We start from the raw sequence: 12,655 nt of genomic DNA on the forward strand, positions 1-12,655 counted from the left end.
GGCACCTGTCACCGCGGGTGGCCTCCCCCTCGCCCGGCGGGGCGGCGACGGCCTCGGGGAGCGCCGCGGGCGGCGGGGTCCTACTCCACCCCGATCAGCAGCGGAGCGCACTGGTGGCCGCCGCGGTAGACCACCGTGTCCACCGCCATGTAGCCCTCGCGGACGTGTCCCTCCAGCGCTTCGGCCAGGGTGTCGGGGACGTCCTCGCCGAGGACCAGGGTGACGAGTTCGCCGCCCGCCGCCAGCATCCGGTCCAGCACCTTGCGGGCCGTCCCGGGGACGTCCGCGCCGATGACGGCCACGTCGCCGTCGATCAGGCCGAGGATGTCGCCGGCCTGGCAGATGCCCGCCATGGTCCAGGACTGCCGTTCGGCGACGGCCAGTTCGGCGTAGCGGGTGGCGCCGGCCGCCGCGGTCATCGCGACGACGTCCTCGTCGAAGCTGCGGTCCGGTTCGTGGACGGCCAGGGCCGCGATGCCCTGGACGGCCGCCCGGGTGGGGATGAGGGCGACCCGCACGCCCTCGGCCCGGGCCTGTTCGGCGGCGGCCGCCGCGGTGTGGCGCAGGTCCCCGTCGTTGGGCAGGAGCACCACCTCGCGGGCGTGCGCGCGGCGGATGGCGTCGACGAGTTCGCCGCTGGCCGGGGGTTCCCCGGGCCGCGCGAGCACCGTCGTCGCGCCGGCCTGCGCGCACAGGCCGCCGAGGCCGTCGCCCGGGACGACCACGACGACGGCGCGCTGGGCGGGCTCGGGGCGGGCGTGCAGCCGGTCCGCGGCGAAGTGGGTGATCCGGATGCGGTACGGCCTCCCGGCCTCGACCCCGGCCTCCACCGCCGCTCCCGCGTCGTCGACGTGCACATGGACGTTCCACAGCCCGTCGCCGCCGACCACCACGAGGGAGTCGCCCAGCCCGTCGAGCCGGGTCCGCAGCCGCTCCACGGCCCGGTCGTCGGCCTCCAGCAGGTAGATGACCTCGAAGGCCGGTCCGTCCTGCGGGCCGTCGCCCGCGGGGCAGTCCGCGGCAGCGGGGTCAGGGGTGGCGGGCGACGCCTCGTACACCCGTTCCGGAGCCCGTCCCGAGACCGCCTCGACCAGCGCGCCGAGCACCGCCACCAGCCCCCTGCCGCCGGCGTCGACGACCCCGGCCCGGCCGAGGACGGCGAGCTGTCCGGGGGTCGCGTCCAGGGCCGTCCGCGCCCCCTCGTACGCCGCCCGCACCACCGCGGGCGCTCCGGCGTCGTCCGGCACCCTCCCCGCGGCCGTGGCGGCCTCGGAGGCCACGGTCAGGACCGTGCCCTCGACGGGGTGGGCGACCGCCTGGCGGGCCGAGGCCGCCGCCCTGGCCAGCGCGAGCCGCAGCCGGCCGGCGCCCGCTCCCTCGGCCAGCACCCCGGCCATGCCGCGCAGCAGCTGCGCCAGGATCGTGCCGGAGTTCCCGCGGGCCCCGATCAGCGCCCCGTGCGCCATGGCGCGTACCGCGTCGGCGGTGGAGGGGACCGAGGCGCCGGTCTCGTGGGCGGCGAAGACCGCCTCGACGGCGGCCGCCGCGGATTCCACGGTCAGGTAGAGATTGGTCCCGGTGTCGCCGTCGGCGACGGGGTACACGTTGATCGCGTCGATGGCCTCGCGCTCCCGGCCCAGTGCGTCCAGCGCCAGTGAGCACCAGGTACGCACCGCGACGGCGTCCAGGTCGTCGGCGGTCTGCGGCACCTGATGGTCCTCCTCGAAAGCACGTACCGGGGCGGCGGGCTGCCCCGCAGAGTAGTCGCGGCCGGGGGCCGGGGCGGGTCCTGGGGCGGGGCGGGCGGATGGGGAACCCATGGTAGTTTCGTATCTCCGACGCAGCCGTTGTATGCTGCTTCGGTTGCCCGACGAGAGTCGGGACATTCCCCCGGTACCGCCACTTCATCCAATGAATCCGGCGTGCCGGAATTCACTGTAAGTGCATCTGAAGTTTTGGAGTGACCCGTGGCTGCCAACTGCGACGTTTGCGGCAAGGGGCCGAGCTTCGGCAACAGCATTTCGCACTCGCACCGCCGTACGTCCCGTCGCTGGAATCCCAACATCCAGCGCGTGCGTGCCGTGGTCGGGCGGACGCCGAAGCGGCTCAACGTCTGCACCTCGTGCATCAAGGCCGGCAAGGTCGCGCGCTGACGTTCCCGTCGTAGCGCAGCCCTACCGGTTGCCCAAAAAGCCGGTCCACCTCGGTGGACCGGCTTTTTGCTGTGCTCTTCGGGGGCGGCGGGTCAGCGGGCGTCCCGCAGACGCCACCCGTGATCGACCGGGCCGATCCCCGATCCCAGCGGGAAGCCCGCCGCGATCGCGCCGGTGACGTAGGCCTTCGCGGCCCGTACCGCCGTGGGCACGTCCTGGCCGAGGGCGAGTCCGCAGGCGATGGCGGAGGCCAGGGTGCAGCCCGTGCCGTGGGTGTGGCGGTTGTCGTGGCGGGGGGCGCGCAGCCAGTGCTCCTCGGTGCCGTCCGTGAGCAGGTCGACGGGTTCGTCCGGCAGGTGTCCGCCCTTGACGACCACCCAGCGGGGCCCGAATCCGAGGAGTTCGGCGGCGGCGTGCCGCATTCCGGCCTCGTCGGTGACCGTGATGCCGGTGAGCTGTGCCACTTCGTCGAGGTTCGGGGTCGCCACGGTCGCGACGGGCAGCAGTTTGGTCCGGACCGCGTCCAGCGCCTCGGCGGCCAGGAGCGGGTCTCCGTGCTTGGAGACGCCGACCGGGTCGACGACGGCGGGGGCGTCCGTCCCGGCGAGCAGTGCGGCGACGGTCTCGACGAGCAGCGCCGACGCGAGCATGCCGGTCTCGACCGCGCTCACGCCGATGTCGTCCACGACGCTGCGGTACTGGGCGCGCACGGCTTCCGCGGGCAGCTCCCAGGCGCCCTGCACGCCCCGCGAGTTCTGGGCGGTGACGGCGGTGAGCACGCTCATGCCGTGCGCACCGAGCGCCAGCATCGTCTTCAGGTCGGCCTGGATGCCCGCACCGCCGCCGGAGTCGGATCCGGCGACGGTGAGCACGCGGGGCGGTACGGCGGGGGGTACGGGCATACGCCGTAATCTACTGGGCGTCCTCGATGTCCCCGAAGTGGTCCCAGCCGCTCTTGCTGGTCCAGGGCGCCCCGTCGACCGTCACCTGCGGCAGCGCCGAGGGGTTGAGGACCTCGCCGATCACCTTCCAGCGGGCCGGCAGCTTCACGTCGGGCGGGAACGTCGCGACGATCGCGTGGTCCTCGCCGCCGGTGAGCACCCACTGGAGCGGGTCCACGCCGACCGCCTGCCCGATGTCGGACATCTGGGTCGGGATGTCGATGAGCCCGGAGCGCAGGTCGATGCGGACCTTGCTGGCCTCGGCGATGTGCCCGAGGTCGGCGACGAGCCCGTCGCTGACGTCGGTCATGGCGGTGGCGCCGAGCCCGGCCGCCGCGGGGCCCGCGTGGTACGGCGGTTCGGGCCGGCGGTGGGCCTCCACGAAGGCGCGGGGTGAGCGGAATCCGCGGGAGAGGACGGCGTACCCGGCGGCGGACCAGCCGAGCCAGCCGGTGACGGCGACGACGTCTCCGGGCTGGGCCCCCGCCCTGGTGACGGGTTCGTGGTTGCGCAGATCGCCGAGCGCGGTGATCGCGACGGTGATGGTGTCGCCGCGCACCACGTCGCCGCCGACCACCGCCGCCCCCGCGACCTGGCACTCGTCGCGGATGCCGTCCATCAGCTCCCCGGCCCAGGTGACCGGGAGTTCGGCGGGGACGACGAGGCCGAGGAGCAGCGCGGTGGGCACGGCGCCCATGGCGGCGATGTCGGCGAGGTTCTGCGCGGCGGCCTTGCGGCCGACGTCGTACGCCGTCGACCAGTCACGCCTGAAGTGCCTTCCCTCCAGCAGGATGTCCGTGCTGGCCACGACCCTGCGGTCGGGGGCGGTGACGACCGCGGCGTCGTCGCCGGGCCCCAGCCGTACCGCCGGAGTGGTGGTGAGCCGGGAGGTCAGCTCCCTGATGAGCCCGAACTCCCCCAACTCGCCCACGGTTCCCTTCACCGAGTCTCACCTCTCATCTATGGGGCCGGACGGGCGTCCGGCCTGCTTCAGCGGCCGGGTGCCCGAACCTGCCGTGGAGCGGGGCCGCCGGGGGCGGTCCGTCCTGCTGGTCACGGGCACGTCTGTCCCCCGTCCGCCCCGCTGAGCTTGCGGTCGCGGGCCGTCACTGCTGTCGGTACTGTCAAGAGATACGTCAACTTGTGTGTTCTGTACGCCACGCTGTGGACGTCATCCGGCCCGCAGGTCTCCCCGCGGCCCGTGGCAACGCGATACCGTGGCGTCCCTTTCCCCCACATGATCCTCGTGGCCGCCCTGGAGGTTCCGTGGTACAGGCGTACATCCTTATCCAGACCGAGGTGGGCAAGGCGTCGACCGTCGCCGAGACCATCGCCAAGATTCCGGGAGTGATCCAGGCAGAGGACGTCACCGGCCCCTACGACGTGATCGTGCGCGCCCAGGCCGACACGGTCGACGAACTCGGACGCATGGTGGTCGCCAAGGTCCAGCAAGTGGACGGCATCACCCGAACCCTGACCTGTCCGGTCGTTCACCTGTAGCCCCCGTCTACGCTGGGCCGGTGACATCTTCCTGCCGCCGGCTCCCTCACCCCGTGCTCCTCGGTACGTCCGCCGTCCTGGTCGTCCTGGCTGCGGCGGGCTGCAGTTCCACGGATCCGTCGGCGTCGGTCACGGTGCCCACCCCGTCCTCGGAAGCCGCAGCCTACTGCCGTGCGCTGCACAAGGAGCTGCCGCGTTCCGTCGCCGGTCTGGAGCGCAGTGATCCCGCGCCCCGTTCGGATCTGACCGCCGGGTGGGGGGACGGGGCGATCGTACTGCGCTGCGGTGTGACGCGCCCCGCGAAGATGGACGACGCCCAGTCGAAGGCCGCCGAGGCCGACGGCGTCAACTGGCTGCTGGAGCAACGGGAGGGCGACGGGCCGCGCTTCACGACCACCCTGCGCAAGGCGTACGTCGAAGTCACGCTCTCAAAGGCGTACGCGCACGACGCGACTCCGCTGGCGGCCTTCGCGCCGGCGGTCAAGAAGACGGTTCCCAGCAGCCTGTAGGGAGTGCGCCCCGCGCGGGGCGCACTCCCTGCGGGGTGCGGGTGCGCTCTCAGCGCAGGCCGGTCGGCCGGTCCAGCGCCGCCTGGATGAGCCGGTCCACCAGTTGCGGGTAGCTGACGCCGCTCTCCTGCCACATGCGCGGGTACATGGAGATCGGGGTGAAGCCCGGCAGGGTGTTGACCTCGTTGATGACGAAGCCGCCGTCCTCGGTGAGGAAGAAGTCGGCGCGCACCAGCCCCTCGCAGGAGGTGGCTTCGAAGGCCGCGACCGCGAGCCGCTGGACCTCGGCGGTCTCCTCGTCGGTGAGGGGCGCGGGCACGATCCCGGACGCCGCGTCGATGTACTTGGCCTCGAAGTCGTAGAAGTCGTGCGAGGTGACCGGCGGGATCTCGGCGGGCACGCTGGCGCGCGGACCGTCCTCGAACTCCAGCACCCCGCACTCGATCTCGCGGCCCCGCAGCAGCGACTCCACGAGGAACTTGGGGTCGTGGCGGCGGGCCTCCTCGATCGCCTCGTCGAGGCCGGAGGGGTCCTCGACCTTGGTGATGCCGATGGACGAGCCGGCCCGGGCGGGCTTGATGAAGAGCGGCCAGCCGTGCTCGCCGGCGAAGTCCGTGATGCGCTCGCGGGCGCCCTGAGGGTCGTTGTCCCACTCGCGGGGGCGTACGACGAGGTACGGCCCGACGGGGAGCCCGAAGGAGGTGAAGACGCGCTTCATGTACTCCTTGTCCTGGCCGACCGCCGAGGCGAGGACGCCGGCGCCGACGTAGGGCACACCGGAGAGCTCCAGGAGGCCCTGGAGCGTGCCGTCCTCACCGTAGGGGCCGTGCAGGACGGGGAAGACGACGTCGACCTCACCGAGTGCCTTGGGGACCGATCCGGGCTCGCTGTAGACCACTTCGCGGCTGCCGGGATCGACGGAGAGCACCACACCGCCCTCCTCGGACTCGGCCAGTTGTGCCACGTCGGGCATCTTCCGGTCCGTGATGGCCATGCGTTCGGGCTCGTCGGCGGTGAGCGCCCAGCGGCCGTCCGTCGTGATGCCGATCGGCAGGACGTCGTACTTCGTCCGGTCGATCGCGTTCAGGACCGCACCGGCCGTGACCACCGAAATGCCGTGTTCGGAACTGCGGCCGCCGAACACGACGGCCACACGCGGCTTGCGGAGCTGCTGCTCCGTGCTCTGGGGGAGGTTCTCGCTGCTCATATCGCGATGAGCGTACCTGCTGGTACGGGTCGCGTCAGCGCGGCCGGGGCCGTCCGGGCCCGAACGGGGCCGGCCTGCCGGAGGCCGGGGCGTGGCCTTTGATCGGTGTGTGGACGCGTTCGGGTGGGCGCGCTCCCCAGTCACCGAGGGTTCCTCGCGGCGGAGCCGGCAGGACCATGCGGCGCCGCGGGAAGCGTGCGGCCCACCGCTCGCGGGCCGCCCGACCGTTCTCAGTGCCGTTCGGCCTTGGCGCTGCGCGACATCAGTTCCTTGAGCGCGACCATCGGGGACTTGCCCTCGTGGACGATGCCGACGACCGTCTCGGTGAGGGGCATCTCCACGCCGTGCCGGCGGGCCAGCTCGAGCACGGACTCGCAGGACTTGACGCCCTCGGCGGTCTGCTTGGTGACGGCGATGGTCTCCTGGAGCGTCATGCCGCGACCGAGGTTGGTGCCGAAGGTGTGGTTGCGGGAGAGCGGCGACGAGCAGGTCGCCACCAGGTCGCCGAGGCCCGCGAGTCCGGAGAAGGTCAGCGGGTCGGCGCCCATGGCCAGGCCCAGCCTGATGGTCTCGGCGAGGCCGCGGGTGATGAGCGAGCCCTTGGTGTTGTCACCGAGCCCCATGCCGTCGGCGATGCCCACGGCCAGCCCGATGACGTTCTTGACGGCGCCCCCGAGTTCGCAGCCGACCACGTCGGTGCTGGTGTACGGGCGGAAGTACGGGGTGTGGCAGGCGGCCTGGAGGCGACGCGCGACGGACTCGTCCCGGCAGGCGACGACGGCCGCGGCGGGGCGGCGTTCGGCGATCTCCTTGGCGAGGTTGGGCCCGGTGACGACGGCGACGCGGTCGGCGGAGACCTCGGTGACGTCCTCGATGACCTCGCTCATCCGCTTCGCGGTTCCGAGTTCGACGCCCTTCATCAGCGAGACCAGGACCGTCTGCGGCTCCAGGTGCGGGGCCCAGTCGGCGAGGTTGGCGCGCAGCGTCTGGGACGGCACGACGAGGACCGCGAAGTCCGCGCCGCGCAGCGCCTCGGCCGCGTCCGTGGTGGCCCGGACCGATGCGGGGAGTTCGATGCCCGGCAAGTAGCCGGGGTTGGTACGGGTCGTGTTGACGGCCTCGGCGACCTCGGCCCGGCGCCCCCACAGGGTCACCTCGCAGCCCGCGTCGGCGAGGACCATGGCGAAGGCCGTACCCCATGAGCCGGTTCCGAAGACGGCTGCCTTCACGGGGTGCGTCACTTGGGTCCCTCTTCCTCGAGCTTGCGCCGTTGCTGTGCACGGGCCTTGCGGTGGTCGTAGAGCTCGGCGGGGGCCCGCTGGCCGCGAATCTCCGCCAGCTGCGCGGTGACGGCGAGCATGATGGTCTCGGTCGCCTCGCGCAGGACGTCGGGCGTCGGTTCCTTGTCGTAGAACCGGGAGAGGTCCACGGGCGGACCGGCCTGGACCTGAAGGGTCTTACGGGGAAGGAGCCGCAGCTTCTTCTCCCTCGCGTAGGGCGGCATCGCCAGGTTGGCGCCCCACTGGGCGACGGGGATGACCGGGGCGCGCGTCATCAACGCCACCCGGGCGGCACCGGTCTTGCCGGCCATCGGCCACATCTCGGGGTCCCGGGTGAGGGTGCCCTCGGGGTAGAAGGCGACGCACTCGCCGCGCTCGATGGCGTCGACGGCGGCCCGGAAGGCGTCCAGCGCGTTCGTGGTCTCGCGGTACACGGGGATCTGTCCGGTGCCGCGCAGCATCATTCCGACGAAGGGGGTCTTGAAGAGGCCCGCCTTGGCCAGGAGCCGGGGCACCCGTCCCGTGTTGTACTGGAAATGCCCGTACGAAAGCGGGTCCAGGTACGAGTTGTGATTGACCGCGGTGATGAATCCGCCGTCGGCCGGAATGTGCTCCATTCCCCGCCAGTCGCGCTTGAACAGAATCACCAGCGGCGGTTTCGCGATGACCGCTGCCAGGCGGTACCAGAAGCCGATTCTGCGGCGGGACACTCGGACACCTTCCTCTATGGGCCTGACATGTGGAGCCGACTGCTGACCGACTACCGACGGTCAAGTCTCGCCCCGGGCCCCTGCTCTGTCGAGAACACCGTACGCCTCGCCTCCGGGGCCGCCCCTCCGGGTTGTCGCACCGGCAGGCGAGAATAGGCGGCCATGCGCACCGAGGGGGAGACCGCCACGAACACCGACCCGACCGGCCCCTGGTCTCTGGTCGTCCCGTTGAAGCCCCTGGCGCGGGCCAAGAGCAGGCTGACGCCCGCTTCCGGCGCCCTGCTGAGGCCGCGGCTCGCCCTGGCGTTCGCCCGGGACACCGTGGCGGCCGCGCTGTCCTGCCCGGGGGTCGCGGATGTGGTGGTCGTCACGGACGACACGGCGGCCGGGGCGGCGTTGGCCGCGCTCGGGGCCAGGATCGTGGCCGACACCCCGGCGGCCGGGCTCAACGCCGCCCTCGCGCACGGTGAGCGCGCGGTGCGGTCGGTCCGGCCGGGGGCGGCCCTCGCCGCGCTGAACGCCGATCTGCCCGCCTTGCGGCCTGCGGAATTGTCCCGCGTACTCGAATTCTCCGCCGCTTTTCCCCGGGCTTTTGTGGCCGATGCCGCGGGAATCGGAACGACATTTCTCTCCGCCGGGCCGGGAGTGGAATTGCGGCCCGCTTTCGGCGGCCCGTCCCGGGCCCGGCACCTCGGGTCGGGGGCGGTCGAGGTCACCCTGCCCGGTATCGACTCGGTGCGCAGGGACGTGGACACGGGCGACGATCTGCGGGCGGCGCTGGCGCTGGGCGTCGGCCCGTACACGGCGGGACGCTGGGCCGCGGGTGTTCCCGCGGCGGACCGATAAGCTGCCGCCCATGCAGGCGACCTCGTACACGTACGACCCCGAGACCCGCAGCGGCAGCGTGCTGCTCGACGACGGCACCCCGGTGGACTTCGACGCCCCCGCCTTCGACGCCGGCGGCCTGCGGCTGCTGCGTCCGGGGCAACGGGTGCGGATCGAGGGCGAGGGCGAGGGCGCCGGGCTGCGGATCACCCTGGTGACGCTGCAGACCTTCTGAACCCGGGCCGCACGGCCCCGGACAGCCCGCGGGCCGGGCTCCCCGAGGGGAGCCCGGCCCGGCGCGTGTGAGGAGCCCTGAGGATCCGGTCCTCACTTCTTGCGTGCAGTCGCCTTCTTGGCCGTGGTCGTGCGCGCTGTCGTCTTCTTCGCGGGCGCCTTCTTCGCCGTGGTCTTCTTGGCGGGCGCCGTTTTGGCGGCGACGGCCTTCTTGGCGGGCGCCGTCTTCTTCGCCGCCGCCGCCGGGGTCGCCTTCTTCGCGGCCCCCGTGGTCTTCTTCGCCGCCGGGGACGTCTTCGTCGCGGTGGTCTTCTTGGCGGAGGCCGTGGTCTTCTTCGCCGGCGCCGTGGTCTTCTTCGCGGTCGCCTTCTTCGCCACGGCCTTCTTGGCGGTGGCCTTCTTGGCGGCGGCCTTGGCCGTCGTACGGGTGGAAGAACCGCCCGAGAGGCTGCCCTTGGGCGCCTTCTTCACGGCCACGTCGTTCTTGGGGAGCTTCTTCGAGCCGCTCACCAGGTCCTTGAACCCCTGTCCCGCACGGAAGCGGGGCACCGAAGTCTTCTTGACCCGTACGCGCTCACCCGTCTGCGGGTTGCGGGCGTAACGGGCGGGGCGGTCGACCTTCTCGAACGAGCCGAAGCCGGTGACCGAAACCCGGTCACCTGCGACAACCGCACGAACGATCGCGTCGAGCACCGCGTCGACGGCGTCCGCGGCCTGCTGACGGCCGCCGACCTTGTCGGCAATCGCTTCTACGAGCTGCGCCTTGTTCACGTCTTCCCCTTCGGAGACATCGCCCGAACGAAACTGTTCAGGCTTTTTCGCACGTTAGGCAGATATATACCGCAAATCAAACACGAAACGGGCTAATCACCCTAGTGCCGCAACGAAGTCGACCGCTGCGCAGTTCCGCAGAGTCAGTCACCTTCGGGGAATCGGCCCTCATCGAGGTCCTTCATCAACCGGTCCAGACGCCTTGCCGCGCCTGGGAGATCGTGCTTTGCCGCGGCCGTGAGGACCAGCAGCTTCCGGTTCAGCGCCATCCGTACGCCATCCGGGACTTGCAGTGCACGCACTCGTGAGTGCGCTTCCTTCAATTGGTCGGCGACTTGGCCGTAAAGCTTGAGTTGGCTGTCGCGTTCCATGCACCGATTGTGCCATCTGGGGCGAGTTGTCGCCCGACGGGGGCTCAACAAGCGACTGCGCCCCCTACCAGAAGGCAGGGGGCGCAGTCCTGGAAACGCGCTGCTCAGGCGTTAATTGTACGGGGCTTGTGGGCCGGCCTGGCCGCCTCGTAGTCCGCGATGTCCGCTTCGTTCTGGAGGGTGAGGCTGATGTCGTCCAGACCGTTCAGCAGCCGCCAGCGGGCGTTCTCGTCGAGCTCGAAGTCGGCGGTGACGCCGTCCGCGAGGACCTGCCGCTTCTCCAGGTCGACGGTGATCTCGGCCGTCGGGTCCGCCTCGGTGAGCTCCCACAGGGCGTCGACGACCTTCTGGTCCAGGACCACGGTCAACAGCCCGTTCTTCAGCGAGTTGCCGCGGAAGATGTCGGCGAAGCGGGAGGAGATGACGGTCTTGAAACCGTAGTTCTGGAGCGCCCAGACGGCGTGCTCGCGGGACGAGCCGGTGCCGAAGTCGGGGCCGGCCACCAGGACCGAGGCGCCCTTGCGCTCCGGGCGGTTGAGGACGAAGTTCTCGTCCTTGCGCCAGGCCTCGAAGAGCCCGTCCTCGAAGCCGTCCCGGGTGACCTTCTTCAGCCAGTGGGCGGGGATGATCTGGTCGGTGTCGACGTTGCTGCGGCGCAGCGGGACGGCCCGGCCTGTGTGTGCGGTGAAAGCTTCCATGATTCTCAGACTCCGGCGGGCGTACGGGCGTCGGACAGGTCGGCCGGCGAGGCCAGGTGGCCCAGCACGGCGGTGGCGGCGGCGACCTGCGGGGAGACCAGGTGCGTACGGCCGCCCTTGCCCTGCCGGCCCTCGAAGTTGCGGTTCGAGGTCGAGGCGGAGCGCTCGCCGGGGGCCAGCTGGTCGGGGTTCATGCCGAGGCACATCGAGCAACCCGCGTGCCGCCATTCGGCTCCGGCGGCGGTGAAGACCTTGTCCAGGCCCTCCTCCACGGCCTGCAGGGCGACCCGGACGGAGCCCGGGACGACCAGCATCCGTACGCCGTCGGCGACTTTGCGGCCGTCCAGGATCGCGGCCGCGTTGCGCAGGTCCTCGATCCGGCCGTTGGTGCAGGAACCTACGAAGACGGTGTCGACACTGATCTCGCGCAGCGGCTGGCCGGCGGTCAACCCCATGTACTCCAGGGCCTTTTCGGCGGCGTTGCGCTCCGAGGCGTCCTCGTACGAAGCGGGGTCGGGGACGTTGGCCGACAGCGGCGCGCCCTGACCGGGGTTGGTGCCCCAGGTGACGAACGGCGCCAGTTCGGCGGCCTCGATGACCACCTCGGCGTCGAAGACCGCGTCGTCGTCGGTGCGCAGCGTCTTCCAGTACGCGACGGCCGCGTCCCAGTCCTCGCCCTGCGGGGCGTGGTCCCGTCCCCGCAGATAGTCGAAGGTGGTCCGGTCGGGGGCGATCATGCCCGCCCGCGCGCCCGCCTCGATCGACATGTTGCAGATGGTCATCCGGGCCTCCATCGAGAGCTTCTCGATGGCGGAGCCGCGGTATTCGAGGATGTAGCCCTGGCCGCCGCCGGTGCCGATCCGCGCGATGATCGCGAGGATCAGGTCCTTGGCGGTGACGCTGTCGGGCAGTTCGCCTTCGACGGTGATCGCCATCGTCTTCGGGCGGGCCAGCGGCAGCGTCTGGGTGGCGAGCACGTGCTCGACCTGGCTGGTGCCGATGCCGAACGCCAGGGCGCCGAACGCACCGTGCGTGGAGGTGTGGGAGTCGCCGCAGACGACCGTGGTGCCGGGCTGGGTCAGGCCCAGCTGCGGGCCGACCACGTGCACGACGCCCTGCTCGACGTCGCCCAGCGGGTGCAGCCGGACGCCGAACTCCGCGCAGTTCTTGCGCAGGGTCTCCAGCTGAGCGCGGGAGACCGGGTCGGCGATCGGCTTGTCGATGTCGAGGGTCGGGGTGTTGTGGTCCTCGGTGGCGATGGTGAGGTCGAGGCGCCGCACCGGGCGTCCGGCCTGCCGCAGACCGTCGAAGGCCTGCGGGCTGGTCACCTCGTGCAGCAGGTGCAGATCGATGTAGAGGAGGTCGGGCTCGCCTTCGGCGCGCCGGACGACGTGGTCGTCCCAAACCTTCTCCGCGAGTGTCCTACCCATCGCTTTCCCTCCGGCCGGCGTCGTCG

15 protein-coding genes are annotated in these 12,655 nt (G+C 71.6%); 5 read left to right on the forward strand and 10 right to left on the reverse strand.

Annotated elements, in window-relative coordinates; all coding sequences use genetic code 11:
- Window positions 1-80: 80 nt before the first annotated feature.
- Window positions 81-1,709, reverse strand: coding sequence for a DAK2 domain-containing protein (locus ABZ454_RS34235; protein WP_359543490.1), 1,629 nt, complete (start codon window positions 1,707-1,709; stop codon window positions 81-83).
- A 258-nt stretch (window positions 1,710-1,967) separates the two neighbouring features.
- Here ABZ454_RS34235 and rpmB point away from each other — a divergent pair, with 258 nt between their 5' ends.
- A complete protein-coding gene (gene rpmB, locus ABZ454_RS34240) occupies window positions 1,968-2,153 on the forward strand; it encodes a 50S ribosomal protein L28 (protein WP_003965989.1) in 186 nt (61 codons plus the stop codon).
- Between the two features lie 92 nt (window positions 2,154-2,245).
- Here rpmB and thiD read toward each other — a convergent pair whose 3' ends face one another.
- Together thiD and ABZ454_RS34250 are read right to left on the reverse strand one after the other, a co-directional pair.
- On the reverse strand, window positions 2,246-3,055 hold the full coding sequence (thiD, locus tag ABZ454_RS34245; protein ID WP_359543464.1) for a bifunctional hydroxymethylpyrimidine kinase/phosphomethylpyrimidine kinase: 810 nt from the start codon (window positions 3,053-3,055) through the stop codon (window positions 2,246-2,248).
- Between the two features lie 10 nt (window positions 3,056-3,065).
- Window positions 3,066-4,037, reverse strand: a complete 972-nt coding sequence (locus tag ABZ454_RS34250) for a thiamine-phosphate kinase (RefSeq protein WP_356321700.1) — start codon at window positions 4,035-4,037, stop codon at window positions 3,066-3,068.
- Between the two features lie 323 nt (window positions 4,038-4,360).
- Here ABZ454_RS34250 and ABZ454_RS34255 point away from each other — a divergent pair, with 323 nt between their 5' ends.
- Window positions 4,361-4,594: an Lrp/AsnC ligand binding domain-containing protein gene (locus tag ABZ454_RS34255; protein ID WP_064070330.1), complete on the forward strand. Its 234-nt coding sequence runs from the start codon at window positions 4,361-4,363 to the stop codon at window positions 4,592-4,594.
- 20 nt (window positions 4,595-4,614) lie between these two features.
- Complete coding sequence (locus tag ABZ454_RS34260; protein WP_359543465.1) at window positions 4,615-5,103, forward strand: DUF3515 domain-containing protein; 489 nt, start codon at window positions 4,615-4,617, stop codon at window positions 5,101-5,103.
- A gap of 49 nt (window positions 5,104-5,152) precedes the next feature.
- Here the strand turns inward: ABZ454_RS34260 and ABZ454_RS34265 are convergent, their stop codons facing one another.
- The 3 genes from ABZ454_RS34265 to ABZ454_RS34275 all read right to left on the reverse strand — a co-directional run bounded on the left by ABZ454_RS34265 (window position 5,153) and on the right by ABZ454_RS34275 (window position 8,300).
- Window positions 5,153-6,310, reverse strand: coding sequence for a D-alanine--D-alanine ligase family protein (locus ABZ454_RS34265; RefSeq protein WP_356321698.1), 1,158 nt, complete (start codon window positions 6,308-6,310; stop codon window positions 5,153-5,155).
- A 230-nt stretch (window positions 6,311-6,540) separates the two neighbouring features.
- Window positions 6,541-7,551 carry an NAD(P)H-dependent glycerol-3-phosphate dehydrogenase gene (locus ABZ454_RS34270; protein WP_359543466.1) on the reverse strand — a complete coding sequence of 337 codons (1,011 nt, stop codon included), beginning with the start codon at window positions 7,549-7,551 and terminating at the stop codon, window positions 6,541-6,543.
- Entirely contained in the window at window positions 7,548-8,300 is a 753-nt protein-coding gene (locus ABZ454_RS34275; RefSeq protein ID WP_356321696.1) for a lysophospholipid acyltransferase family protein, read from the reverse strand. Before ABZ454_RS34275 ends, ABZ454_RS34270 begins: the two co-directional genes overlap by 4 nt.
- A gap of 162 nt (window positions 8,301-8,462) precedes the next feature.
- Here ABZ454_RS34275 and cofC point away from each other — a divergent pair, with 162 nt between their 5' ends.
- Window positions 8,463-9,146, forward strand: a complete 684-nt coding sequence (cofC, locus tag ABZ454_RS34280) for a 2-phospho-L-lactate guanylyltransferase (protein WP_356321695.1) — start codon at window positions 8,463-8,465, stop codon at window positions 9,144-9,146.
- A 10-nt stretch (window positions 9,147-9,156) separates the two neighbouring features.
- Window positions 9,157-9,360, forward strand: a complete 204-nt coding sequence (locus ABZ454_RS34285) for a hypothetical protein (RefSeq protein ID WP_356321694.1) — start codon at window positions 9,157-9,159, stop codon at window positions 9,358-9,360.
- 92 nt (window positions 9,361-9,452) lie between these two features.
- On the opposite strand, the gene ABZ454_RS34290 is transcribed toward ABZ454_RS34285, so the two are convergent.
- From ABZ454_RS34290 to leuC, 4 genes are all read right to left on the reverse strand, one after another.
- Window positions 9,453-10,130 carry an HU family DNA-binding protein gene (locus tag ABZ454_RS34290; RefSeq protein ID WP_359543467.1) on the reverse strand — a complete coding sequence of 226 codons (678 nt, stop codon included), beginning with the start codon at window positions 10,128-10,130 and terminating at the stop codon, window positions 9,453-9,455.
- Between the two features lie 143 nt (window positions 10,131-10,273).
- A complete protein-coding gene (locus tag ABZ454_RS34295; protein ID WP_359543468.1) occupies window positions 10,274-10,501 on the reverse strand; it encodes a hypothetical protein in 228 nt (75 codons plus the stop codon).
- A 104-nt stretch (window positions 10,502-10,605) separates the two neighbouring features.
- The gene (leuD, locus tag ABZ454_RS34300) at window positions 10,606-11,199 is read right to left on the reverse strand and encodes a 3-isopropylmalate dehydratase small subunit (RefSeq protein WP_356321690.1); all 594 of its coding nucleotides are present in this window, start codon (window positions 11,197-11,199) and stop codon (window positions 10,606-10,608) included.
- Window positions 11,200-11,204: 5 nt separating this feature from the next.
- Entirely contained in the window at window positions 11,205-12,629 is a 1,425-nt protein-coding gene (leuC, locus tag ABZ454_RS34305) for a 3-isopropylmalate dehydratase large subunit (RefSeq protein ID WP_356321689.1), read from the reverse strand.
- Window positions 12,630-12,655: the final 26 nt, after the last annotated feature.

The sequence above is a fragment of the Streptomyces sp. NPDC005803 genome (assembly GCF_040630435.1).
Taxonomy (GTDB): domain Bacteria; phylum Actinomycetota; class Actinomycetes; order Streptomycetales; family Streptomycetaceae; genus Streptomyces.